The sequence below is a fragment of the Pseudalgibacter alginicilyticus genome (genome assembly GCF_001310225.1).
Lineage (GTDB): Bacteria > Bacteroidota > Bacteroidia > Flavobacteriales > Flavobacteriaceae > Pseudalgibacter > Pseudalgibacter alginicilyticus.
Window position 1 is genome coordinate 1,496,117 of sequence record NZ_CP012898.1, and the last position, 26,609, is coordinate 1,522,725.

Genomic DNA, 26,609 nt, shown 5'->3' on the forward strand with positions numbered 1-26,609 from the left:
TTTGCAAATACCGTTATAATTAATTGTTAGTTATTGGTTGAAACTTTATTTCTTTTAAATTAATTGCATTCCATTTTTCTGCTACAGGCATTAGTGAAAACTCATATTTACCAGATTTTTCAATAGTAAAATCAATTAAGTCTATATTTTTAAATCGTTTAGGATTATCTCCAGTTACAGGGAGTTTAATGATTTTTGTGATGCCATTAAATACGATTTCCAATTCTGTATCTTTATTTCCTGAATAGTTGGCTATAACATTAAACTTATCAGGCTTATCAATTTGGAATGACCAATACACCTTAGCTGTTTCACTATCCCAACTACCTATACAATCTAAATGATCATTATATAAAGCACCTGGCCCCTGTAAATTCTCATATTGTGCTCTAAAGGCTGGCAATGTTACAACGCCTGCTTCATCCTGACCCAGAGGTTTTACAGGCAAAGCATTAGGCATTTCTTTTAATTTTAAAACAATTACTGTAGCCACATTATCTGGAGCATCACCTGTTAATTTTACTTGAATGCCTTCCTCTAACACTTCCGTTCTAAAGTTTCTATTTTTATCGGTGAGTAAATAACATGCTTCTACGTTATTGTTTAATCTTATAGGTATTGATACACCATCTTCCCAGTCATAAACATGCAAATATAATAAGCCTTTGTTGTCAATAGTTTTCATTGTAATTCTGCCCCAATCTGGTTCCTCACTTGTAGGGCTTGCTTGAGTTCCATAAATAGCTTCGCTATTTTTATCCATCCAATCACCAATAGCTCTCATTCTTTCAACTGCTTCATGCCTTAGAGTCCCCTCATGAGTAGGACTTACATTCAATAAATAATTCCCACCTTTACTACTTTGATCGATAAGATTGCGGATTAAAGTTGATATAGATTTAAAATTATCATCATCACTTCTATACCCCCAACTACCACTAACTGGTTGACATAATTCCCAATATTTTGATTCGGGCTGATATCTTGGTCCATTCCTTTCAAAAGTTTTATGATCACCAGGGTAATCATCTCCCAAACGATCATTAGTGATGATTCTAGGTTGAAGCGCTGTAGTAATATTATATAAGCTATCTACCACTGACTTGGTCATTTTCCTAGGTGTATCCCACCAAAAAATTGCTATAGGCCCGTATTCTGTTAATAGTTGCTTAACTTCAGGAAGAGCTTTTTCGTATACATACTCGTCACTACTAACACGCTCCATGTTTTTATCCCAATTATTACCCATTCCACCAGGGTGGTGCCAATCTTGTGCTTGTGAATAGTAAAAGCCAAATTTAAGACCTTGTTCTTGACATTCTTTAGCCAACTCTTTTAAAACATCACGTTTAAAAGGCGTAGCATCTACAATGTTATATTCTGTTGCTTTGGAGTGAAACATAGAAAAACCATCATGATGTTTAGCTGTAATAACCATGTATTTCATTCCTGCACGTTTTGCTAACGCCACAAACTCCTTGGCATTGAACTTAGTTGGGTTGAATTCTGCCGCATACTTTTCATACTCCTCTATAGGAATTTTTCCTTTGTTCATAATCCACTCAGCACTATTTGTCTGAGCTTCTCCTTTATAAAATCCTGCAGGAACTGTATAAATCCCCCAATGTATAAACATACCAAACCGAGCATCTTCCCACCACTCCATGCGCTCTTCATCTGTTATATCGCCGGCTTTAATTAACTCTGTTTTTTTTTGCTTTGGGCCACAAGCCAATACAAAAACCAAAAGCCCAAAAACTACCCAAATTGTTTTTTTCATCTTAGATAAATGATTATTTTTAATAAAACCACATTGATTACAATATTAAAAATTATAGGCTTTCTTACGTATAAATCATAGTCCATAGAGTATAAATTATTGCTCATTTTAGGAACTATATTTTATATGGGGTACTGAAATAAAAAAAAAGATTAAAATACATTCAATCTCACCTTCTTTTCGCTTTTAGAACTTAAAAAAAATCTTATGTTAAGAACTAAAAATACGCAAATAACTCCTGCTATTAGTTACATCAAAAGGAGAAAATCAAACACCATTTATATTTATACTATAAAAAAAACTAATAGGAATATGAAACATAATAGTGAACTGAATTAAAAAATTAAAATCTTAAAATAAATATTTCTGTTGAACAATTATATAGTATATTTCGGAAACTCTACTCAATAAATAAACAATTAAAATCATATTAAATGAAACTTAAAAAAATCACAACTAGCCTATTGATATTAGTTTTTACAGCTACCAATATTTTAGCTCAAGACATGGTTCCTGATAAAAAAATATTATATAAAGTTGTAAACGGAGATAGTCTTTACTTACATGTATTTAAAACAAAGCCATTAAAAAAACCTACTGCAGCCATTGTCTTTTTTTTCGGTGGTGGCTGGACAAGTGGTAATCCAAATCAATTCTATCAACAAAGTGAATATTTTGCATCTCGTGGCATATTAGCAATTTCTGCTGAATACAGAATAAAAAACACGCATAACACGTCGCCTTTTGAATGTGTTGAGGATGGAAAATCTGCTATTAGATGGATCCGTGAGCATGCTAAAACTCTAAACATAAACCCTAACAAAATTATTGCTGCAGGTGGCTCTGCTGGTGGCCACGTAGCCTTATGCACCGCTTTAGTTGAAGGACACGAAAATCTACAAGAAAATTTAGCCATAAGTTCTATTCCAAACGCAGTAGTTGGCTACAACCCTGTGTTAGATACCACTGAAAAAGGATATGGGTATAAAAAAGTAATTGGTCGTGAAACAGAAATATCTCCATGCCATCAAGTTAAAAAAAACATGCCTCCTATGTTACTATTTCACGGAAAAGAAGACAAAACTGTTCCTTTTGAAAATGCTACACGCTTTACTTCACTCATGAAAGGGGCCGGAAACACATGTAATTTAGTGGCAATTGACGGAGAAGGACACGGATTTTTTAATGGTAGCTTTTTTAGAAAGGGTAACAACAACACCTACTTTAATTTAACAATGTATGATACAGATGTATTTTTAAGGAAATTAGGCTTTATTAAAAATAAACCGACTATTAAAAGACGCATTTAAGAGAGTAGAAAAATAACTACCTGATTAAATAAACTACACTTAAAAGTTGAACAAAACCTAAAATGGCATTCATTTTATAACAAAAACACGGTAAACATTGTTTTTTATTAAACTCTATAAAACTTTATTTATATTGGTTTATGAGTCTTAACCTTTTTAATTGCCCCAAATTTATACCAATGAAAAACTCCAAGGATATTCTTGGAGTTTTTCATCGATAAATAATCTATTGTTTAAATAATATAATTATTGCGAAATAAAATTATCAGGAATTGTTAAAGGTAAAAACCAGTTATCAGAGTTCAATAATTTTTGTTGCACGATAGCTGCAGTAGCCACATCACCTGCTGATGCAAATTTACTTGCCACAGCGTCTGCTACAATACTTGGGTCGTTATTGCGGTAGGCAAAACGCATTAAATCTTCCCATCGGGTACCTTCAAAGGCCAATTCCAATGCTGATTCCTCTAAAATAATTTGTCCGACGGCTTCAATAGTTTCTTGTTCATTTAAACTTGGATCAACACTTAACGGCGCCATACTTACCCTCCCTCTTATACCTTGATTTCCAGATACTATAACCCCATTATCATTAGAGATATAATAAATACCTGTAGTAAAATTTAAATAGCTTTCTGGATTATTTAAAAATGGTGAATTATCAATTGTAGGAGTGGTAGTGGAATTAAAAATACCGTTAACAACAGCCAAAGCTTGTTCAGGATGACCAGCATAATTAATAGCTTCTGCATATCTAAGATACACGCGGGCTGCTCTGTTCCAAATAAAATATTCATTATTATACTTGGCTATTCTAGCATCATCCCCAGAGCCAGAATACGAACTTGGTCTACCGTCATCATCCAATAAATTAGTTCTGTTATCTCCCTCTCCTCCAGGATATGTTGCACCTAAATAACTTTTAAATTGTGCATCCCAGTTTGAAATAGCCAAAGTAGAAGGCTTCATTTGATTTGTAAGAACTTGAAAACTACTGTTTGGCTGTCTATACTGATCGCTAAATGCCGTATAATTAATTACTTCACCAACTTGTACTGCATCGTTTAAAAAAATTGAAGGTCTATATGTTACCGTTGAATAATTCCCTCCACTTAAATTAGTAATTACAAAATAGGATGTTAAATTATAACGCCCAGTAAGACCAACATTTTTACTGAAAAAGTTTTTATAATAGTTTGCGGCCGTAACATATTGTCCTTTCCATAAATTTAAATCGCCCAATAGCACATCGCCATCTGGAATCATATTAAAAATATTGTATCCTAATGAATTTTCGTATTTGGAAACATTATCTATGCTTGCAACAGCTTGTAGGTTTTGGATTAACTGATTTATAGCTTGATCAAAATCAAGCAATAGGTATTCTTCTTTTAAATCTTCCGCAGTGGAGATAGGCTTCGTAATATATGGAAGCTTACCGTAGTTTATTAAAATCTGTATTTGTGCCCAAGTTCTAATTCGCATAATAGAAGCGTAATCGTCTTCCAAAATACCATCATAAGCTTCGGTATCAATCCCATTTAAAGCAAAATTACAATTGTTTATTATTGAGAACAATACTGATGGATTAATATATTTATTATTTGGATTTATATCATGTGTACTGATTTGTCTAATATCGTCTTCTGCGTTTACAGTTACATCTACCAAATCGGCTCTCATTTCACCCAGCACTATATACTGACCTGTAATTTCTTGCATTTGGGATAAAATTCCGAATAAAGCCGACCTTGCATCAAGCTTGTCATCACCTAAATAATCTTCTTCCAACAACACTTCTTCTGGAGAAACCTCTAAAAGACTTTCACACGATGTTAGTAGAGTTGAAGCGAAAATTAGGCTTAAAAAAATATTTTTATACTGTTTCATTTGTTTTTTTTTAATGATTTCAATCTTCATATTCAATAAAATTATAGTCCTAACCGAACTCCAATGAGTACAGAACTGTATTGTGGTGTAAAACCTGCATCTATACCTTGCAAATAACTTACTTGAGATGCGCTTACTTCAGGATCGTAACCTAAATAATCTGTGATTGTAAATATATTATTAGCTGTTACATAAAATGTAGCGTTAAAAATATCTGGGCTATATGATAAAGATATTGTTTTAAGCCGTATGTACGATCCGTCTTCTATCCATCTATCTGAAAATCTTGAATTTCCAACAGCATCTCCATAAACAGCACGTGGCATATTAGTGTTTTGATTATCAACTGTCCAGCGGTTAACCGTTGCTAAACTTTGGTTAGCTAATCCATCCATAGACTCTGTTCTCCACCTTAAAGCATTGTAAACATCATTACCTTGGCTAAATGAAAATACAGCTGATAAAGTAATCTTTTTATAGATAAACTTATTGTAAATCATCCCAGTAAAATCTGGATTTGGGTCTCCAATTACAACTCTATCATCTTCATTAATAACATTATCTGAACCGTTGGTATTTACAAATCTAACATCGCCCGCAACAAATGGTTGATTAAAACCTGCAAAATCTCTCCAAACCAACCCAGCTGATGTAGCCTCTGCAGCATTGTTATATATACCGTCTGTTTTATAACCGTAGAATAATCCTAACGCACTTCCTTCTTGGTTTAAAATGGTAGCATTTAAACCTTCAACGTTAATAATTTGTCTATCTCCTGGCAACGAAACAATTTCATTTTCATATGTAGAAATATTACCTCCAATATCCCAACTAAAATTAGGAGTGTTCACTAAACGTGCATTCATACTGAATTCTAAACCTGTATTTCTAAGCTTTCCATCGTTAGTGATATAACCATCTTCATATCCAAAAACAGGATCTATTTCAATAGTATTAAGCAAACCATCTGTTACGTTATTAAAATAATCAATATTAAATGATAAACGCTCGTTAAATAAACCAACATCTAAACCAAGGTTTGCTTTAGCTGTTTCTTCCCACCTGATAGAACTGTTTGCTATATTACCACTTACAAGACCTGCTCCTTCTAAAAACCTTTTAGAAACAAAGTAAGATTCTGCATTGTAATTACCAATACCATCGTTACCAGTTAAACCATAACTCGCTCGTAATTTCAATTGATCTATAGCTGAATTGTTAGACATAAAATTTTCTGAAGAAATTAACCAACCTGCACTAAGTGCTGGAAAAATACCAAGGGATTTATCATCTCCAAAACGAGAAGAAGCATCGGTAGAAATATTATAACTAAAAAAATACTTATTTAAGAACGCATAATTTGCATTAGCGTAAATAGAAGCATAATTCCAGTTCCCTATACTCCCTGAAGTAACATATGTTAATCTATTACCACTATCCAAAGAGGTAAATTGATCATCTGCAGAGTTACCGCTAGTAGAATATGAATTTTCATAATTATTTGTATGATAACGGAATCCTAAGTTTACAGAAAAATCATGAACATCATTTATAGTGTTTTTATAGTTTAATCTGGTATCATTATAGAATGCAAATAGACTTTCTGCATTAACTTTGGATGTTCTGTTTTGTTCATCACCATATTCATTAAATTCAGTAGAAAGTCCCAAATCTGGTAAAAACACATTCTGTCTATTTTTTAAATAATTTGCCCCAAATAAAGATTGAACGTTTATTTTATTTGATATTTTATATCCAAATTCAAAAAGTCCGTATAGGTTATAATTTTTAGCTTGAAAAGTAGCATTATCAATGATTGCTCTTGGATTACTAAAACCTGCTATATTGTCAATGTCTTCATAAATATCTGTTACAATACCATCAGCATTAGGAACAAATGGTGCTAGAAATGGCGACTTATTAAGTGCCGAATAAATAGGTGATGTACTATACAAACCATCATCATACAGATTACGTGTTGTATAACTTACACTTAAGTTAGTGTTTAACGATAATTTTTCAGTTATATTAGCTTCCGCATTGAAACGTGATGTAAATCTGCTAAAATCAGCACTTGAAACTGCGCCTTCATTAGTTGAATAACCAACAGACAACCCATATTTTGCTACTTCATCTCCCCCTGTCACTCTAAAATAATATTCATTTACATAATCATTACTAAATATTTGCTTTTGCCAATCGGTATCATTATGATACTTTAGGTAATCTTGAAAAGCCGGATTTTCATTAAAGTAAGGCATATTAGCTATTTGATTATTTGTATATAACCCAGAGTTATTCAATTGATTAGCTAAATAAGATCTATATTGGTTGCTATTCATCATTGGAAGATTCTTTGGTGCAAAATTTAAACCTCCTTGAACATAGAAATCTATTTTAGTTGAAACATCAACCGTTTTATTGGTTTCAATTAGGATGACTCCATTAGCACCTCTAGAACCATAAATAGATGCCGCATCTTTAATAACAGTAATATTGGCAATATCTTTGGGATTTAAATCTGATAGAGGATCATAACTATAACCATTTATTAAGGTGTTGTTAGTAAATGTGTTCGTTTCAATCATCATACCATCTATAATGATTAATGGTTGTGTAGACCCATTTAAAGTATTGTAACCTCTAATAAAAATATTAGCTCCAATACCTGGTACACCTGAACGCATGATAGCCCGTGTACCACTCATCTCACCATTAATAATATTGGCAACAGATTCTTTAGGTACAGAAATTGATCCCTCTTTAGTAGCTATAGCACTTGTAATGGAAGCTTTTGATTGATGACCAGTAGGCATATTAGCTACTTTGTAATACGATTCAAAATCATTATTGTAAATTGCTATTTCTACACTTGTTCGGCCTTTTAAAGCCACCTCTTTCGTTTGATAATTAGGGCTGCTAACAATAAGAGTTGCCCCTGAGTTAGGGACCTTAATTGTAAATTTACCTGTTTTATCGGTTAGTGTAGATGCAAAAATTCCTACTCGAACGTTAATCCCTGCTAATTGCTCTTTATTTGCAGCATCCACTACCGTTCCTGTTACAACAATTTCAGATTTCTCTTGTGCTCGCAATGCAAAAGTGATTCCTAAAAATAAAATGCAAAACAGGGTATACTTATTTTTTAATTTCATCATAGTCAGATAATAATTCATATTTAATTTTTAGTTGTCTTATTCGGTTGGAACTAATTTTGCATAATCTAAACCAAATGTGCGATCAAATAATATCAGTTGAGACTCACTAACATCAACAAATATCTTTAGTTTAACAAAATAGCTATTAGCCTTTTGTTCATTAATAAATACTGGAATATCATATGTTCCACCTATTTGGATTTCTCCATCCTCTTGATTATTTATTACTACAGAAGGAATGTCGTCTACTATTGTGTTTTTATTTTCATCGGTATAGCTTAATTGAAACTTTAAGTTTGTGTTTTTAGAAGCTCCTATGGGTACAAACTTTAAATGAAGTGTATAGCTTGCCGACAATACATTGCTAAAAGATATTTCAAAATAGTTATTAGTCTCCCCTGCATCTGGATTTTGGTTTAAATTAACTACACTGTAGAATTGACCTGAAGACGTTCTATTGAATCTTTTTTGAACTGTTAAAGCTGTTGCATTACCAATAGTTCTTCTATCTGTATTTTCTATTTCATAAAATACCTCTTTATAAATTACATTTTTTGGGTCATAATTCAATTCATCTACTACAAACACGTTTCCATTACTTAAAGCCAGATTTTCTGTAATAGCATTAGGATCTAAGTTAACCGAATTTCCTGTAGTAGTAACTAAATTACCGTTTAAATCATCAATATCAACAGCTGGGAAATTTAAATTACTAAAAATGGTTCTATCAGTATTTGCCTTAATAGAATCTGCTACAGGATAATAATAATAATCTTTAAATGTATCGTAAATACCTGTGTAAGCTTGTTCTGTAAGACCTATAAAAGAATAACGTCTTTCTTCTGAACTTAAATCACCAATAGTCTTAAAATAAGAATTTGACGAAACAAAAACCGAATCATAAACCGACTGCCCTAAAGAGTTAGTTCCTATTTTAACACTACCCCCCTCATCAAAAACAGTTTCATTAAATTGAGTTAGAAAAGCCATTAACGAAGGATATTCACTTGCGTTGGTGTTAAGATATCCCCAAATATTTGGGCTAACCTCCAAAACTTCATTTATAGTGTGCAGAATACCATTGGATGTCAGTATATCCTTTGTTGCAAGATTTATACCTCCAAAAGTAGAGATTCCAGAGGTATTAATAAATTCAATATATTTATCATTGAACATTTTTACAAGGGTTTCCTGATTACTAGATGTGTTATAAGAAAACAAGCTTATGTGATTTCCTATCAACTCTTTTAATGCGTCAGGATCGTTTAGTATAGCACTAGACACTTGAGCAAAAGCTGCATTGTTTGGTGCCCAAACCGTAAATGCTTGAGATGTTTGTAATTGACTTTTATAGCCTGTTTGCTCAAGTAATGTAACAAATATTGAATATTCTGAATTTTCAGACAATACAGTAAATATGTTCTTTTCTAGTCTAGAATCTTGTTGGTCGTAATGGTCATCCCAAGCTTCTTCTTTACAGCTGACCGTAAAGAATATACAAACGATTACCAGTAATCGACTGAAATTAAATATGCAGTTGTTTTTGTTCTTCATTATTAATTGTTTAATTATTTTTCTTTATGTAAAGGAGTCTAATTTAGGTTGTCATTAGACTCCTTCTTGTTTAATAGTCTCTAATCATTATAACATTCAGAATCATCAGCTGGTCCATTTTCAACAACAGGAATCCATTCAATATAATCTATAGGGCTACCACCTGCCTTAACAGCTTCTAACCTTATAACATGACGTTTCTGTTCTGGGCATAACAATTCTCTGGTAATTATAAACCTACTAGCACCTGCAGTATCATATTGAGTAACTCCTGCATTGTTTGTTATACATTTGTAACCATGACGCCACCCTCTGGACTCCATAAGCGCTTCATCAGGAAACCCTTTAGCTGCTGTACTTAATGTTAAATCATAAAGTGACCCAATAGGCTCTCCATCCCAATATACTTGAAAGATCCCTCTTGCACTATTACCTCCATTACTAGAAATTAACATCTCGTATTTTCCTTTGGGCAACACTGGCGTATCAAATTCTATCCATGAATAACCTCCAACGTCTAAAATATTATTGTTTAAATTTATCCTGTTTGATTGTTGTAAATAACGTTTGTTGCCTTCCGGAAACCATCTAATAAATTCCCATGATGTACTTGGCACGTTTGAACCTGCTGAAATTAACCTAGATTGGTATTCTGGCTGATCGCTTACTACATCAAAAATGATATGCTTTGGCTTAGGTATAAATATAGTAAATAGCTTATTTACAGTATGATAAACCCCATTTTTAGCAGGAAAGTTACTCTCACTTATTATCAATGACGTCCAAGTATCATACTCGCCTGTTTCTGTTTCGTTTATTCTAAGTTCTGTATCCGTTTTAAACGATTTCCAAGCATTTCTTTCTAAAACTGTATTTACAAATGCATCCTCTGGAAAATTTCTTGAGTATAAAAAATTCTGTGTTGCATGATATGCAACAAACCTGTTCAAATCATTTTCAGGATTGGTAAAATCGCTATCGTTTGGAGAAAACCGAGTAACTAAATCATCAAATGAATGAATTCCTTCTTGAGCGTAAACTTCGTCGGATTCAGCTAAAATGGTAAAATTGTTCTTTGAACCAAATTCATTGAAAATAACTGAAAACTTTTCATAATACCCCGTTTGCTTTAAGGCCTCAACAAAAATAGTATGGTTCCCTGCTTTTTCCATAACTACTGGCACGGGATCAATATATGGATCTAACACACCGTTAATAGTATGTATAATTCCGTTATTAGCACTTATATCATACTCCTCTAACCCTACTGTACGGTTAATCTCTACATTAGCAATTCCTCCTCCTTTTAAAAAGGATGTTGTAAGATAATCTCCTGTAAAAGTAGTATCTGCAAGCCTTCCTTCTACAAAGCCACTGGTGCCTCTACCAGATGGTATGGTTTGAAACTTAACAACAATTTTTAAAAATTCAATATCCTCTGGATTGGTTATTGCACTTACAGATTCTACATTGAACTTTTCCATCAAAAAAGCCTTTACAGCTTCATTGGTAGGAGCAAAACAGGTATAGTTTCCATAGCTTTTAAAAGAGTTATAAAAATCTGTTTTTTCAAGAATTTCTATGTAAGACGAAAACGTCTCAGGATTAGATTCCAATGTTTGGATAATCGTCATTTGGTCTGAAGTAAAAAATGTGGTTCCATCGAGTTTGTCATTGCATCCTATCATGCCAAGCATAATTAAGGCAAGCCCTCCAATCCAAGTAATAAGTCTATTATTTTTCATAACAATATGAGTTTTGAATTAAATTAGGGTTAAAATATTTTGATTTTAATACAATGGAGAATAAAATAAAGCGCAAATACTGCTTAAATTATTTTTGCACTAACTACCCCTGTTCTCTCCCTTACAAGGTTAGCTACTACATTTAAGCCTATTAAATTAACTATGCCATATATTTCTATTGCTTATTTTAAATTCTTCAATTACTTCTATTTTGAAATTTTTACTACCTTCATCAACACCTATTGATAGGTTTTATAATTTCTAATCATTATAACATTCAGAATCATCAGCTGGTCCATTTTCAACAACAGGAATCCATTCAATATAATCTATAGGGCTACCACCTGCCTTAACAGCTTCTAACCTTATAACATGACGTTTCTGTTCTGGGCATAACAATTCTCTGGTAATTATAAATCTACTAGCACCTGCAGCATCATATTGAGTAGCTCCTGCATTGTTTGTTATACATTTGTAACCATGACGCCACCCTCTGGACTCCATAAGCGCTTCATCAGGAAACCCTTTACCTGCTGTATTTATTGTTAAATCATAAAGTGACCCAATAGGCTCTCCATCCCAATATACTTGAAAGATCCCTCTTGCCTTATTACCTCCATTACTAGAGATTAACATCTCGTATTTTCCTTTGGGCAACACTGGCGTATCAAATTCTATCCATGAATAACCTCCAACGTCTAAAATATTATTGTTTAAATTTATCCTGTTTGATTGTTGTAAATAACGTTTGTTGCCTTCCGGAAACCATCTAATAAATTCCCATGATGTACTTGGCACGTTTGAACCTGCTCTAATTAACCTAGATTGGTATTCTGGCTGATCGCTTACTACATCAAAAATGATATGCTTTGGCTTAGGCGTAAATATAGTAAATAGCTTATTTACAGTATGATAAACCCCATTTTTAGCAGGAAAGTTACTCTCACTTATTATCAATGACGTCCAAGTATCATCCTCACCTGTTTCTGTTTCGTTTATTCTAAGTTCTGTATCCGTTTTAAACGATTTCCAAGCGTTTCTTTCTAAAACTGTATTTACAAATGCATCCTCTGGAAAATTTCTTGAGTATAAAAAATTCTGTGTTGCATGATATGCAACAAACCTGTTCAAATCATTTTCAGGATTGGTAAAATCGCTATCATTTGGAGAAAACCGAGTAACTAAATCATCAAATGAATGAATTCCTTCTTGAGCGTAAACTTCGTCTGATTCAGCTAAAATGGTAAAATTGTTCTTTGAACCAAATTCATTGAAAATAACTGAAAACTTTTCATAATACCCCGTTTGCTTTAAGGCCTCAACAAAAATAGTATGGTTCCCTGCTTTTTCCATAACTGCTGGCACGGGGTCAATATATGGGTCTAACACACCATTTGTAGCGTGTATAAGACCATTAGTGGCTCTAATATCATACGCAACCAATCCTACTGTACGGTTAATCTCTACATTGGCAATTCCTCCTCCTTTTAAAAAGGATGTTGTAAGATAATCTCCTGTATATGTTGTATCAACAAGCCTTCCTTCTACAAAGCCACTGGTGCCTCTACCAGATGGTATGGTTTGAAACTTAACAACAATTTTTAAAAATTCAATATCCTCTGGATTGGTTATTGCACTTACAGATTCTACATTGAACTTTTCCATCAAAAAAGCCTTTACAGCTTCATTGGTAGGCACAAAACAGGTATAGTTTCCATAACTTTTAAATGCATTATACAAATCTGTTTTTTCAAGAATCTCAATGTAAGACGAAAACGTCTCAGGATTAGATTCCAATGTTTGGATAACAGTCATTTCATCCGAAGTAAAGAACGTGGTATCCTCAAGTTCGTCTTTGCATCCTACACTGACGACTATAATTAATACGACGCCACCTAGCCATGTAATAAATTTATTAGTTTTCATAATAGTTTAATTTTAGTTTTAATTTTCGTAATATGGGTTCTGAATTAAATTAGGATTCAGGTTAACCTCATTCAAATATATTGGCAAGTAATAAGATTCTTTTTCTGAAAAATAACTTAAAATCTGCTCATAATCGTCTGGCCCAGCTTTCACTGCTGCCAAATCCAGTATAAGATACTGATTTTCAAAATCATTACGTTTAGCAAAGCGTAATAAATCGTACCATCTTTTGCCTTCAAAGGCAAGTTCTTTTTGGCGTTCCAACAATAAAGCATTTAATAATTCGCCTTCTGTAGTTATCTGCTCTAAGGGTGTTCCAACTGCACGCTCATGTACTTGATTAATAAGAGCGTAAGCCTTATTTAGATCTTTATTGGTTGTAGAAAGTATATAGGCTTCAGCCTGCATCAATAAAACATCTGCATATCTGTAAAATATAAATGTGTTATAATACTGGTCAGCTCCTCTATAAACACCTGTTGCATCAACACCCGCATATTTAAAAACAGTATTCTGGAACATACCATAAGTTGCAAAATTACCTCTTACATCATCAGGGAATTCATTGTATAACTCAAATATACCACTAAATGGTGCATAAGTAGGATTACCTACTTGAAATGCATTTCTTAATGTAGCATTTATATCGCTAAATTGAAGTTCAAAAATTCCTTCATCTGAATTACCTTCGAAAAAGATATCATTAAACCAGTTAGCTCCATCTACTAAATTGTATTTATTTAAATTAACTAAACGTGTGGTTGCATCTATACAATTGTCGTACTGCTCATCCCATAAATAAATATCAGCCAATATTGCTAATGCAGCTCCTTTGGTCATTTTCCCTTTATCGTGAGCCGGCGATTGTGCAAACCCTAAATTAAGATCATTTACAGCTGCTTCAAGATCTGAAATAATTTGAGCAATAATCTCATCTTCAGTATTCTTTGCTGGGTAAAAATCTGTATCAGTATCAGCTGTAGCAGTAAGAATTAAAGGTACTTCTCTAAAATTTTTAACTAATATAGAGTAAACTAAAGAGCGAATGGTTATAGCTTCAGCTTTAATTCTTCTTAATTCTTGTTCTGTAAAAGATAAATCGTTTACTTGTGCTTGATCAGCATAAGTTAATACCAAATTACAGTGGTTAATAGTTTTGTAAAGCGTGCTCCAATTGGTAAACCCGTTGCTAGGAAACATAAAGTTCTTTAGCATGTTATTCTGGTCATTACCAGCTCTTAAGGACACCAACATATCCCCTCTTAATTCTCCCCATAACAGCACCCTATCTGTGAAACCAGACTGATTCATAGATGCATAACACCCTGCAAGGGCAGCAGATACTTGTTCTTTATTTTGCCAGAATTCTTGTTGTATTAAACTATCTTGTGGCTCCAATTCTAAATAACTATCGCATGAAAACAATGTTATACATAGTATTGGAATGATGGCGTATATTTTAATTATGTTTCGTTTCATAATGTTTTTTAAATTTTACAATTTAGAATGACAGATTTACCCCTAAAGTTATCTGTTGAGACCTTGGTGTTTGATTAGTATCGTAACCAAGTTTTCTCCAATCACTACTGCTTCCTGTTTCTGGATCTGGACCAGAATATTTAGTAAAGGTTAACAAGTCTGTTCCAGTAACAAAAAATGACGCATTGGTAAAGTTAATTTTCTCAATAAACGTTTTTGGCAAATCATACTTAAGGGTTATAAACTTCATTCTTAAAAATGAAGCATCTTCAAGAAAACGATCGGAAGCCAATGTATTAACTGGACTATTAAATTCTGCTCTAGGAATATCGGTCACATCTCCCTCAAACCTCCAACGGCGTAAAACCGCAGTGTTTTGATTATCATAACTATCCATACTTTCTGTTTGCATTCTAGCTAGATTAATAACCTTTTGATTATACCTAAAATTAAAAAATGCATTTAGAGATAAGTTTTTATATCTTACAGTTGGACCAAAGCCCCCGTACAATAATGGGTTGGCATTACCTAAATAAACAACATCCAAACGATCTATACTACCATCATTATTTATATCCTCATATTTCGCATCACCTGGTTGAAATGCACTTCTTGAATCCTCATTGAATACCATGTTTTTTGGCGTCCCATTTAGATCATATATTATATCGCCATTTTCATCACGTGCTATTACCTCATCAATTGTACTATACACCCCCAAGTATCTGTAGCCATAGAATGAGCCAATTGGATTGTCTTCTTGAATTCTTTTGAGATAGCCATTAGGACCAGTTGCCAAAGGATCCCCAGCCTCAACTACCTGTGCCTCAGAAATTTTAGTAATAAGATTGGTATTACGAGCAATGTTAAAATTCATCTCCAATGAGAAATCATTGGTTTCTATTAACCTTGTTCTTACACTTAATTCAAAACCTTGGTTAGAGATATTACCTAAATTAAGAAAAGGCAAATTTGAAAATCCTGATGAAGAAGGTATTGCAGTATTTTCTCCTAACAAATCTTTAGTTTCTTTTTTATAAAATTCTAAATCTCCACTTACACGACGATCAAAAAAAGAATAAGTTAGTCCAAAGTTACTTTGGATAATAGTTTCCCATCTTAAATCTGTCAACTCCATGTTATCTGGAAAAACAGGGCTCTCTCCAAGATAATCATAACCATACGTGGAATAGGTGTTATATTGCCCATAGTTAAAGTTTGGTGAATTACCATTGACACCATAACTAGCTCTTAAACCTAACTCATCAATAAAATCATACGATTCCATAAAAGGTTCATCTGAAAATATCCATTTAGCTGCAACACTTGGAAAAGTACCATATCTATAGCTACTACCAAATCTAGAATTTCCTTCTGAACGAATACCCCCACTTAAAATATAGCGGTCTAAAAACTGATAGTTAAACATAAAGTTATACGCTATCGATCTATTTTGTGAAAAACTGGAACTTAAGCTGTTACCAGACCCTTCAATTCTTGTTTGAGCAATTGGTGTTTGTATTAAACTACTTGGTGAATTACTTGTTATTGCAGAATATCCTTGACTTGTTTTATCATAAGTTTGAATGGTTCCACTAGCAAAAACAGAATGGTTATCCCCCAAATTAGGATTCCAAACAAGTTTATTTTCAGTACGCATTACAAAAAATTCTGCATCTGCAAATCTTGCTTGGTTAGCATCCGAATTTGTCCATGCTGCTCCAAATGCTGCTTCTGGCAAAAAGTTTGAAGCCTTATCTGTATTAATATCAAATGCTATATAAGCATTATAAGTTAACCGCTTCAAAGGATTATAATTAATTCTGAATGTAGGAGTAATCCTATTGTTTTCTGTGTTATTAGTAGATAATTTTGCCATAGCTACTGGATTATAATAATCGGATCCATTACCTTGATAGGCGTTAACTGGTGTAAAATATACATCAGTTGGGTTACCAAACTCATCCAGTTCATATATAGATTGATTTGGCATTTTTCTCAACGCCAACCCCCTAATTCCTGAATAAGATTTATCTAACGAACCATGTGTATATGCCAACTCTGTAGAAATAGATATTTTATTAGAAATGTTATAATCTAAAATGGTTCTAGTAGTAAAGGTTTTTAATGCACTACCAATGGTGGTACCTTGTTGATTTTTATAACTAACAGACACACGGTAAGCCGATTTCTCTCCACCACCAGAAACACCTAAAAAGTTTTCGTGTGTGTAACCTAATTGCGTTATTTCATCAACCCAATCAACATTCTTGTTATAAAGGTTGTATAGTTCATAAGTTGGATCAAACTCAATTTGAGGTTGAGGGAGTGTAATATCTACCGCTGTAAGCTCTTCTTTAATTAACGTTGAATATTGGTCTCCATTTAACATAGGCATTCCATCTGGTTGCCATCCCACACTACCTCTATAACTGTAAGAGAAACGCGCTTTACCTTTAGCACCTCTTTTAGTTTTAATAAGTAACACCCCATTTGCTGCTCGTGAACCATATTGAGCCGTGGCAGCAGCATCTTTTAATACCGAAATCTCTTCAATATCATTTGGTGATACTCCAATTAAAGCAGCATATTGTTGTTCATCTGCAGAACCGAAATCGAAAAGTGCATCAATTTCTGTTTCAAATGGTACACCATTGATAACAATTAACGGCTCTGAAGAAGCGTTTAACGACGACGTTCCACGAATCCTAATGGACATCCCAGCACCAGGCTCACCTGAGTTAGCAACAATGTCCACACCGCTTAATCGTCCTTGTAGTTGATCAACAAGACCTGTAGAAACAGTTTCACTAATATCTTCCATATCAATAGTTTCCATAGCTGTTGCTATACGCCGTTTGTCCATTTCAAAATCTCCGGTAAATACCTTCTTTCTACCTCTAATTACAATGGCTTCTAATTCTGAAATGTCTTCTTTTAATGCAATGTTAAATTGCGTTTGATTTCCTGGAACCAATTGTTTGGTAACAAAACCCACATAGGAAAACGTTATAGTATTATTTGGATTTGAGACTTTTAATGAATAATTACCATTAAAATCGGCAACAACACCATTAATAATACGATTGTTTTTATCTTTTTCAGCAATCGTAGCTCCTGTTAAGGGTTGTCCATCTGATTCTGAGACAACTACACCTGTAATAATTGTAGATTGCGACTGTGCTGACATGTTGTACATTGAAAACAATGCAAACACTATCATTAAGGCATAGGAATATGACTTGTGTTTATCCTTCATACTTATCAAGCTTTTGTTGGTTTTCTAGTTTAAATAATTTTCAATTTCGTGAATGACTACTCTTTTTGAGAGTAAATTTGTCACGGCTCCTGTTTCGGTTATAACCTCCCCGGTTGCTGGTTTTTTTATAGTTAAATTTGATGTTGCATAGTTATTTTCGAATACATATTCTTCATAAACTGGTACAAAATCAATAACTTTTTCAAAATACATAGATGAATATGCCCCTGCTATTATTCCATCAGTTGGGATAGCTTGTTGTATAAAGTGTCTTTTTGCAAAATTTAAAAGATCTTGCTTAGCAATAGCCTGTTCAAGTGCTGGTAATGAATTTACCGTAGTTGGGTCTACAATAACACCATCCGCAATAGCTTGGTTAACCGCATTATTATTTGGAGCTAACAACGTAAATGTTCTCTGTAAGTTTAAGAAACTTACCAATTTATCGTTACTATTATTAGGTATCACAACAAAGCCTCCTGTAGCCTCCATAACTTCAATAAATCTTGAAAATATTGTTGAATTATCTACTAAAGCTCCATAAGTAAACTTCAAAGGTCTTTCTAATGCACGAGACATTTCATAAAATTTACCATTATCGGTATCTCTAACTGATGTAACTATTGCAGGATCATTCAAATTACCTCCACCTGACACTTTATTACCTTCATAAGCATAAATAAACTCACCACTTTTTGTAGCGTAGTAGTTATTACTATTAATATCTACTGTTTTTTCTACTATTTGATTAAGAACAATATCCTTTAAAGTTGTATTAACATAATTTATATCAGCCGATGTAGGGTTATCAATATCCAATGGATAATCCCTATTACTCGCAGGATCAGAATCACCTTGAACGTTAATTTGAATGACAGATAAATCAGACGTCCAATCCTTTACTGTTATTATTCTTGTGGAACTGTTGGGGTCTGCAATATCAACAAATTGATTATTCTTAATTCCAAATATTGAAAATTGAGAACCTTTACTCTGCAACGCAACATCTATCCCTAACTCTTGAACGGCCTTTAACATAATGGCGTATTCAGGATCTAACAATAAAGGTCCAATAATTGTTGAAAAATTTGCATTGGTATACACTTTATCTATACCAACAAACAACCCGTTACTACACATTTTTACGTCCAAAACATCATCTAAATTATAATCAACTGGTTGTAATCCCACATTCAAAGTTTGCCCTTGATTACTAGGACAAAGCGTCCAAAAATCTGTAAAGAAAAATGAACTAAGGAATTTCCCAAGTACATCTAATGGCATCTCGTCATATGAATCATAAAACTGTCCAAGAATATTATCTCCTTGTAAGTACGCCTCTAAAGCATCATTAGTAGGAACTGTCAAACCCGTTCCAAATGATAAATCATAATTTATATTTGCTTTTAATTTTGGATAAGATTCATCGTATGGACTAAACGGTAAATTATTTTCCGTTATTCCAGTTTTAAAATTTAAACGATAAATTGGTTCTGTTTCGCCAGTAGCTTCATTCAGTTGATTACGATTAAATCGCAAAAAACCAAAACGCTCTACCAACTCTTTGAATCGGGTATACTTACCCCCATATTCTTCCGAAGTAAAGTTTTGATATTGACTTATTCTTGGTTCAACTACCTTATCCAAAGCATAGATCATTCCATTTTCAGCCACAATATTAGTTTGCGATACATTTACTTCAAACACCTTCATGTCTCCTTCGTTAAATGTCTCTCCTGGAAATAAAAATGAATAGTCGGACTTTTGAAAATTTGGTTTAGGGTCAAAATAAGCATCTAAAAAATATGTTAGTGCTTTTCTTCTACCGTAGGTTGGTTCTATAGTATAAACCCCCGGAGGTGGTGAGAACTGATCCACAAATAAATGAGGGTATTCCTCTGTATTAATTGTCTCAAGAGTATCTACATTTTGTGTAAAACGTCTAAAATTACTACCCGCGTAAAAACCAGCACCATCTGCTGCATAAGTTAAGGTAGTTGTATTCCATCCACTTGTAACTATAGTATACTGAACTATGTCCAATAATCTATCCGACGGGATATCATCAACAGACGCATAACCTTCCGCTTGCATAAACTCTTCAAAAGCTGCATCTGTAGGAGCAAAAATAGTCCAAGATCCTCCTTTTACTAAGGGCTCTTTATACTCCGTTTTATCAATGCATTGTAAATAATAATTAAAGTTCCCCATAGATTCTAGCTGGGTATAAATTGTACCTGCCAAATCTTTTGGTCGAGCAAATTCGAGAGGATCAGGCTTACAGCCAAAAGTTGATATAATTATAATGGCTAACATTATAATTAATCCATTTCTGTGCTTCATTTTCTGTTTCATATTTAGTTTAGCTTTGTTAATAAATTTACTGTTATCAATTATTAAAATATTCAGGCCTAATTTTAATTATAATGCATTTTAACAACGTTATTCTGCATTATACATAATCAATAAGATTTCAAGATTGAACGTATCATAATGTTAAGACAAAGTTAAAAATAGACAAATGTGTTAACGATAAATTATCACTCAATAACTATAAATTATAGTTCTTTATCATCTTTTTTTTAAGAAAAAACGCATAAAAACAAACATAACACACTTATTTTGAGAACAAAACACTACTATTAAAAATCAATAAATTATTTAAGTATATAAATCAATTTAATTGGACAAATACATTTAAAATTTAACATTATTATAAAAAAAGCAACTTTGATTTAACCAATTAATTAACTATGTAAATTAGGGGTTTAAAGCAGATAAAAACAAAAGAAATGTTTGGGTTATCTTTATTTCTCAATTAGTAACTTTAAGAGCAGTACTAATTATTATTTATACTTTAATAATTTATTACTAATAAGTATTAATTATTTGACAATACTTTTTAAAAACAATTAGCGTTAAAAAAAAAAAAAATTAAGGTGATAACCTTAAATATAAATTATAAACCAAAATATAATCTAAAACACATACAACAAAAGAAAAGAAACGCCTTAATTATTTACAAATCAAAACAAATATCTTAGCTAAAATAAAAGAATCAAACTTTGAATTAAAAAAATTCAAGTAGTACTATTATAACCTAACTTCTTTTTTAATAGAAACAAACCATGCCATAAAACTATTTTTTAGTTTTTTTATTTTGAGACTTCTCATTTTGCTCAATAAATTGACTTGGTGTAACATTAAACAACTCCTTAAACGTTTTACTAAAATAAGCTGTAGAATTAAATCCAGTCATGTGAGTTATTTCTTTTATAGACAAATCATTTTTCAACAACAACTCTGAAGCATATCGCAAACGAATGGTGCGTATAAAATGACTTGGATTGTTTCCTGTAAGAGAATTTATTTTTCTGTAAAATTGAGACCTTCCTAAGTGCATTTCTTTTAACAAATGTTCTTGTTTAAAATCAACATCACTAATATTGTCCACAACTATTTTAGTAGCTTTATCTAAAAAAGCCTCATCTAAATTATTAGACGTAACTTCAGTGGATGGAAACACCCCTCCAATTTCAGAAAATTTTTGTCTCAATCTGTTTTTAGATTCCAACAAATTATTAATTCTAGCCTTTAAAACACTTGTTACAAATGGCTTAGACAAGTATCCATCTGCACCATTTTCATAGCCTTCTACCCTATCTTCTTCCAAAGTTCTTGCTGTAAGTAGTATTACTGGAATATGGCAGGTATCTAATTCTTTTTTTATAGAACGACACATTTCAAAACCATCCATTTTCGGCATCATGACATCACTGACAACAATATCGGGAAAATACTTAGAAACCATTTTCAACCCATCTTCTCCATTTACGGCTTCCTTAACATTGTAATAATCTTTTAAATCATTAGTAAGATGTATTCTTAATTCTTTATTATCTTCAACGATTAATACAGTTGGCAATTTTTTAGCACCATCAACATCTTCTTTTTTATTTTGACTTTTAATAACTGGCGTATCATCTGATATTAGCATATCATATTCCACAGCTTTCATGGAATTTATTAAAAACTCATTCTTAACATTCTCTACTTTTTCAGGTGATCCTTTTATATCTAACGGCAATCTTACAACAAACTTACTACCTTTTAAGTGCTGGCTTTCTACAAAAATTTCACCCCCATGAAGTTCCACTAAACCTTTAGTAAAATTAAGACCTATACCAGTGCCTGTTTTGGTTATATCCATATTATAGAATCTTGAAAAAACACTTTTCATTTGTTCTTTATCCAAGCCTACACCAGTATCTTCAACAATTATTTCAACATAATCGCCTGATTTTTCACTCTTAAAAAACAGATTTTTAGATATAATTTTATTCTTTTTAACTTCATTGACAGATACTATTATTTCTCCATCACTATCTGTAAACTTTATAGCATTTGATATTAGGTTTGTTATAATTTTTTCAACTTTATCAAAATCAAAAAGGGTCGTTATATTTTTAGAACTTGATAAAAATTTATAATTAATTCCTTTTTTTTCTGCCAATACAATAAATAACGAAAATATAGCTTCACTAAACTTAACAATATTTCCCTTTTCCAACTGTAATGGAGACATACCCACATCCATTTTTCTATAATCTAATAATTGATTTACTAAGTGCAAAAGTCTTCTTGCACTTCGTTGAATAGATAATGCTGAATTTCTAATAACTTCTGGATCATTATTAAAACTAGAAAGTATTTTATCTACTGGGTTTAATATAAGCGTAAGTGGAGTTCTAAATTCATGAGAGACATTTACAAAAAACTGAAGTTTCATTTGATCTAACTCGTGTTCTTGAGATTCCTTAACTTTTAAAGTATAATAGTAAATAATTACCCAAAAGAACAAAGCACCAATCAGAATATAAAAAAGATAGGCCCACCACGTTCTCCATATAGGTGGTAATATTTCAATATTAATTACTGTTGCTTGAGCTTCTTCCCACTTCTCATCAATAGAGGCTTTTACTTCAAAAGTGTAATTCCCTGGTTCTAAATTTGAATGATTAACAACTCTATTATGCCCATTATCAATAAAATCACTATCGAGTCCTTCCAATTTATAGGCATACTGAACCTGTTCAGAGTTTTCAAAATACAAGGCTACAAATTCAAAAGAAATATAATTTTCATTATACTTCAATGTCAAATCTTGAGTTCTTGAAATAGCTTTATTTAATAGAACTCTACCATTTATAGTATCACCAGGAACAATCGCTTTATTATTTAACTTAAAGTTAGTTATCTGAGGTGTGAGCTTTACAGATTCTGGAATATTAATTTCATTAGGCTGAAAAATATTAAACCCATTTATCCCTCCAATGAGAATTCGACCATTTTTTGTTTTTGCTATAGATTTACTCTGAAACTCTGGCCCTTGTAACCCATCATGAGTATTAAAATTTTTTATTTGTTTAGTTGTAGGATCTAATAAAGATAATCCGCCCTTGGTAGTAATCCAAAAATTATAATTATCATCCTCCACAATACCAACCACAAGACTATTTGGAAGTCCATTTTGAGACGTATAGGACTGTATTAAACTTAAATCAGAATCTAACTCAAAAACACCACTATCTGTACCCACCCATATATTTCCACTATGATCTTCGGTAATATAATTTATACCAATACCTTCTATACCGTTTTCTTTTACTTCAATAAAATCTAACTTTGCTGGAATAAACTCCTCTATTTTATTTAAATCAACAACATTCAACCCTAAAGAGGTACCTACAAACAAACGATTCTTAGAATCTACAAATAGACACAACACAATATTGCTTACTAAACTATTTTCTTTGCCATAGCTATTTTTATAATTGTGAAAATGATTTGTTTTAGGGTTGTACAAGCTTATGCCTTCTGTTCTTAATCCAAACCAAAGTCTATTTTTAGAATCTTCAACTCCAGTCCATACTGAATTTTGCCCTATAGAAAGTGAATCTGTTGATTTATGAAAAAACCTTTTAACTTGCTTTGTTTCTGGATTAAATCTATTTAATCCCCCATCTAAAGTACACACCCAAATATATCCTTGATGATCTTCAAATGTATATAGTATTTTATTAGAACTTATAGAATTAGGGTTTTCAGAATCATTACTGTAATGCATAAAAGTATGGGTCTTCTCATTAAAAAGATTAAGACCTCCATCATAAGCGCTAATCCAAATACGTTCTTTAGAATCTTGTAAAACAGATTGCACCGTTTTTTCGCTCATACCATTTGGGTTATCTGGCTGATAATAATAATGCCCAAATATTTGTTTGGTGGGATCCAAGATACTAACTCCCTTGTCATAACTACCAATCCAATAAATACCACTCCTATCTTGAAATACTTTGGATGGTTTATTATTAGGTAGAGAAAATAAATCTGAAAGCTTGTTTACTATATGTTTTTCTACTTTTAATCCTGCCGCACTCTTTTTTAACAAATACAACCCATGACCTTCTGTTGGCACCCAAAAAACACCATCATCACTTTGAAAAAAGTCAAAAATCGGAACACTTTTATCTACTAATGATACATGTTTAAAACTATTTTCTTCCCTGTTCCACAGAATTAAATTAGAAAGATCATTCCCTATCCAAAAATCACCATCCGAATCAATAAATACTCGCTTAGGAATATGATTAAGTTCAAAGGGCTTTTTGTTTTTAATTAAAATACGCTCAAAGCTATCTTTATCATCGTTATAAAGATTTAGGTATCTTCCACCTGTACCCAGCCAAATCGCATTATTCTCATCTTTTAAAATAACATTTACATTATTATTATCTAATGATTTTAAATTTAATTGGTCATTTATATAATAGGAAAACTTAATTTTTTTAGAATTTATATCATCATCCAACAGTATTTTTATTGCACCATTATTGGTTGCTACCCATAACTCATTATTCAAATCATCATACAATAAATCGTTAATGATTTTTTGTGGACTGTTTGATAATGATAACTGTTTATAAAGGTTTATACGTGAAAACTTATTGGTTTTTTTATCAAAAAAATTCAGCCCATTATTGGTTCCAATCCATAAATTCCCTTTACTATCCTCCTCAATACTACTAATTCTATTATTACTTATAGATTGGGGATCATGCAATACCGATCTAAATATCTCAAATTCATATCCATTATATTTATTAAGCCCATCAATGGTTCCAAACCACAAAAAGCCTTCCTTATCTTGAAATATTTCACTAACCGTACTACTTGAAAGGCCATCAACAGTACTTAAGTTATCAAACTTCAGATTATTAAATTGTCCAAAACTTATATTAGTTATTAGACAGCAAAAAAATATTATATAAATTTTTATACTCATAGTTGGTTTAGTATGGATATGCACAAATATAATTAAATATGATAATTCCTATGAAACTATGAAAAAGCATATTCATTATAGGCTAAATTTTAATTTATATTTTAAAAAAAACATACTCACATCACTCAACTAATATTATTTTTGCTTTTAGTAGATCCCCACCTTTAAATTAGTACGATTAATCATTATTTTTATTAAATTTAAAACATGAAACTTCATTTATTAGACAGGAGTAGCATCAACAACAGTTCCTTTACTACAAAATCGGAAGAATATCCTTATTTTTTAAAAATATGGCATTACCATCCTGAACTTGAACTGGTAGTTATTCTTAAAAGTGAAGGAACTTGCTTTATAGGAGATAGTATTGAAAAATTCGGAAATGACGACATCATTCTAATAGGAAAAGACTTACCACATATGTGGCAAAACAACGAAGACTATTTTAAACAAGATGTAAAAGATGGAGCTAAAGCTATAGCCATTCATTTTAAACAAGATTATCTCGGAAAAGCTTTTTTTGAAACCCCCGAAATGATTCATTTAATGGAACTTTTTGATAGAGCTCGTTTGGGTATTAAATTTTTAAATATTGACAAAAATCTTATTACAGACATTAAACACATGCTTGACCTAAAAGGCTTTGATAAAACCATGGCTTTTTTAAACATACTAAATAAACTGGCAAAACATAAAAATTTTAAACAGTTGGCCAGTCAAGGGTTTATAAATTCATTTAAAACTACAAAAAGTGATACCCAAGATAAGGTACAAGCGTATATTTTTAAAAATTTTAATAAAGACATTAATTTAGAAGAAGCTGCCAAGATAGCACACATGAATACTTCTGCTTTCAGTCGATTTTTTAAACGTGTTAACCGCAAAACATTTTCGCGTTATGTTACTGAAATCAGAATTGGCTATGCGTGTAAATTATTAATGGAAAACAAATTTAATATTGCTGCTATTTGCTATGAATCTGGCTTTAATAACATTTCAAATTTTAATCGTCAATTTAAATTAGTCATGCATTGCACGCCCTCCGAATACGTAAAAAACTATAAAAATGAACTTTTAACATATTAATTTAATTGTTTTTTTTCAAAAAAAAGGAATTACCTTTTATGTTTAATTAACTTATCTTTATGAAAAAATTAAGTCCT

General features: G+C 32.1%; 12 protein-coding genes. 2 read left to right on the top strand and 10 right to left on the bottom strand.

Features of this window, described 5'->3' with window-relative positions; genetic code table 11:
* Positions 1 to 19: 19 nt before the first annotated feature.
* The gene (locus APS56_RS06135) at positions 20 to 1,780 is read right to left on the bottom strand and encodes an alpha-L-fucosidase (protein ID WP_082379274.1); all 1,761 of its coding nucleotides are present in this window, start codon (positions 1,778 to 1,780) and stop codon (positions 20 to 22) included.
* A 434-nt stretch (positions 1,781 to 2,214) separates the two neighbouring features.
* Here APS56_RS06135 and APS56_RS06140 point away from each other — a divergent pair, with 434 nt between their 5' ends.
* On the top strand, positions 2,215 to 3,090 hold the full coding sequence (locus tag APS56_RS06140; protein ID WP_054726056.1) for an alpha/beta hydrolase: 876 nt from the start codon (positions 2,215 to 2,217) through the stop codon (positions 3,088 to 3,090).
* 246 nt (positions 3,091 to 3,336) lie between these two features.
* Here the strand turns inward: APS56_RS06140 and APS56_RS06145 are convergent, their stop codons facing one another.
* The 9 genes from APS56_RS06145 to APS56_RS06185 all read right to left on the bottom strand — a co-directional run bounded on the left by APS56_RS06145 (position 3,337) and on the right by APS56_RS06185 (position 25,446).
* On the bottom strand, positions 3,337 to 4,980 hold the full coding sequence (locus tag APS56_RS06145; protein ID WP_157757618.1) for a RagB/SusD family nutrient uptake outer membrane protein: 1,644 nt from the start codon (positions 4,978 to 4,980) through the stop codon (positions 3,337 to 3,339).
* A 41-nt stretch (positions 4,981 to 5,021) separates the two neighbouring features.
* On the bottom strand, positions 5,022 to 8,156 hold the full coding sequence (locus tag APS56_RS06150) for a SusC/RagA family TonB-linked outer membrane protein (protein ID WP_082379275.1): 3,135 nt from the start codon (positions 8,154 to 8,156) through the stop codon (positions 5,022 to 5,024).
* An 18-nt stretch (positions 8,157 to 8,174) separates the two neighbouring features.
* The gene (locus APS56_RS06155) at positions 8,175 to 9,692 is read right to left on the bottom strand and encodes a fasciclin domain-containing protein (protein WP_082379276.1); all 1,518 of its coding nucleotides are present in this window, start codon (positions 9,690 to 9,692) and stop codon (positions 8,175 to 8,177) included.
* Between the two features lie 80 nt (positions 9,693 to 9,772).
* The gene (locus APS56_RS06160) at positions 9,773 to 11,437 is read right to left on the bottom strand and encodes a fasciclin domain-containing protein (protein ID WP_054726069.1); all 1,665 of its coding nucleotides are present in this window, start codon (positions 11,435 to 11,437) and stop codon (positions 9,773 to 9,775) included.
* Positions 11,438 to 11,698: 261 nt separating this feature from the next.
* On the bottom strand, positions 11,699 to 13,363 hold the full coding sequence (locus APS56_RS06165) for a fasciclin domain-containing protein (RefSeq protein ID WP_082379277.1): 1,665 nt from the start codon (positions 13,361 to 13,363) through the stop codon (positions 11,699 to 11,701).
* Between the two features lie 18 nt (positions 13,364 to 13,381).
* Positions 13,382 to 14,842, bottom strand: a complete 1,461-nt coding sequence (locus tag APS56_RS06170; RefSeq protein WP_082379278.1) for a RagB/SusD family nutrient uptake outer membrane protein — start codon at positions 14,840 to 14,842, stop codon at positions 13,382 to 13,384.
* 22 nt (positions 14,843 to 14,864) lie between these two features.
* Positions 14,865 to 18,101 carry a SusC/RagA family TonB-linked outer membrane protein gene (locus tag APS56_RS06175; protein ID WP_082379279.1) on the bottom strand — a complete coding sequence of 1,079 codons (3,237 nt, stop codon included), beginning with the start codon at positions 18,099 to 18,101 and terminating at the stop codon, positions 14,865 to 14,867.
* A 24-nt stretch (positions 18,102 to 18,125) separates the two neighbouring features.
* Positions 18,126 to 20,456, bottom strand: a complete 2,331-nt coding sequence (locus APS56_RS06180; protein ID WP_082379280.1) for a fasciclin domain-containing protein — start codon at positions 20,454 to 20,456, stop codon at positions 18,126 to 18,128.
* A 784-nt stretch (positions 20,457 to 21,240) separates the two neighbouring features.
* Positions 21,241 to 25,446 (bottom strand): hybrid sensor histidine kinase/response regulator transcription factor, encoded by a 4,206-nt coding sequence (locus tag APS56_RS06185; RefSeq protein ID WP_082379281.1) that lies wholly within the window; start codon positions 25,444 to 25,446, stop codon positions 21,241 to 21,243.
* 207 nt (positions 25,447 to 25,653) lie between these two features.
* On the opposite strand from APS56_RS06185, the gene APS56_RS06190 reads away from it, so the two are divergent.
* Positions 25,654 to 26,532: an AraC family transcriptional regulator gene (locus APS56_RS06190; RefSeq protein WP_054726084.1), complete on the top strand. Its 879-nt coding sequence runs from the start codon at positions 25,654 to 25,656 to the stop codon at positions 26,530 to 26,532.
* Positions 26,533 to 26,609: the final 77 nt, after the last annotated feature.

Coding starts and splice junctions, on each gene's coding strand:
- APS56_RS06155 (WP_082379276.1), bottom strand. CDS start 9,692: ATGAAGAACAAAAACAACTGCATATTTAATTTCAGTCGATTACTGGTA.
- APS56_RS06150 (WP_082379275.1), bottom strand. CDS start 8,156: ATGAATTATTATCTGACTATGATGAAATTAAAAAATAAGTATACCCTG.
- APS56_RS06190 (WP_054726084.1), top strand. CDS start 25,654: ATGAAACTTCATTTATTAGACAGGAGTAGCATCAACAACAGTTCCTTT.
- APS56_RS06170 (WP_082379278.1), bottom strand. CDS start 14,842: ATGAAACGAAACATAATTAAAATATACGCCATCATTCCAATACTATGT.
- APS56_RS06135 (WP_082379274.1), bottom strand. CDS start 1,780: ATGAAAAAAACAATTTGGGTAGTTTTTGGGCTTTTGGTTTTTGTATTG.
- APS56_RS06140 (WP_054726056.1), top strand. CDS start 2,215: ATGAAACTTAAAAAAATCACAACTAGCCTATTGATATTAGTTTTTACA.
- APS56_RS06145 (WP_157757618.1), bottom strand. CDS start 4,980: ATGAAACAGTATAAAAATATTTTTTTAAGCCTAATTTTCGCTTCAACT.
- APS56_RS06180 (WP_082379280.1), bottom strand. CDS start 20,456: ATGAAACAGAAAATGAAGCACAGAAATGGATTAATTATAATGTTAGCC.
- APS56_RS06185 (WP_082379281.1), bottom strand. CDS start 25,446: ATGAGTATAAAAATTTATATAATATTTTTTTGCTGTCTAATAACTAAT.
- APS56_RS06160 (WP_054726069.1), bottom strand. CDS start 11,437: ATGAAAAATAATAGACTTATTACTTGGATTGGAGGGCTTGCCTTAATT.
- APS56_RS06175 (WP_082379279.1), bottom strand. CDS start 18,101: ATGAAGGATAAACACAAGTCATATTCCTATGCCTTAATGATAGTGTTT.
- APS56_RS06165 (WP_082379277.1), bottom strand. CDS start 13,363: ATGAAAACTAATAAATTTATTACATGGCTAGGTGGCGTCGTATTAATT.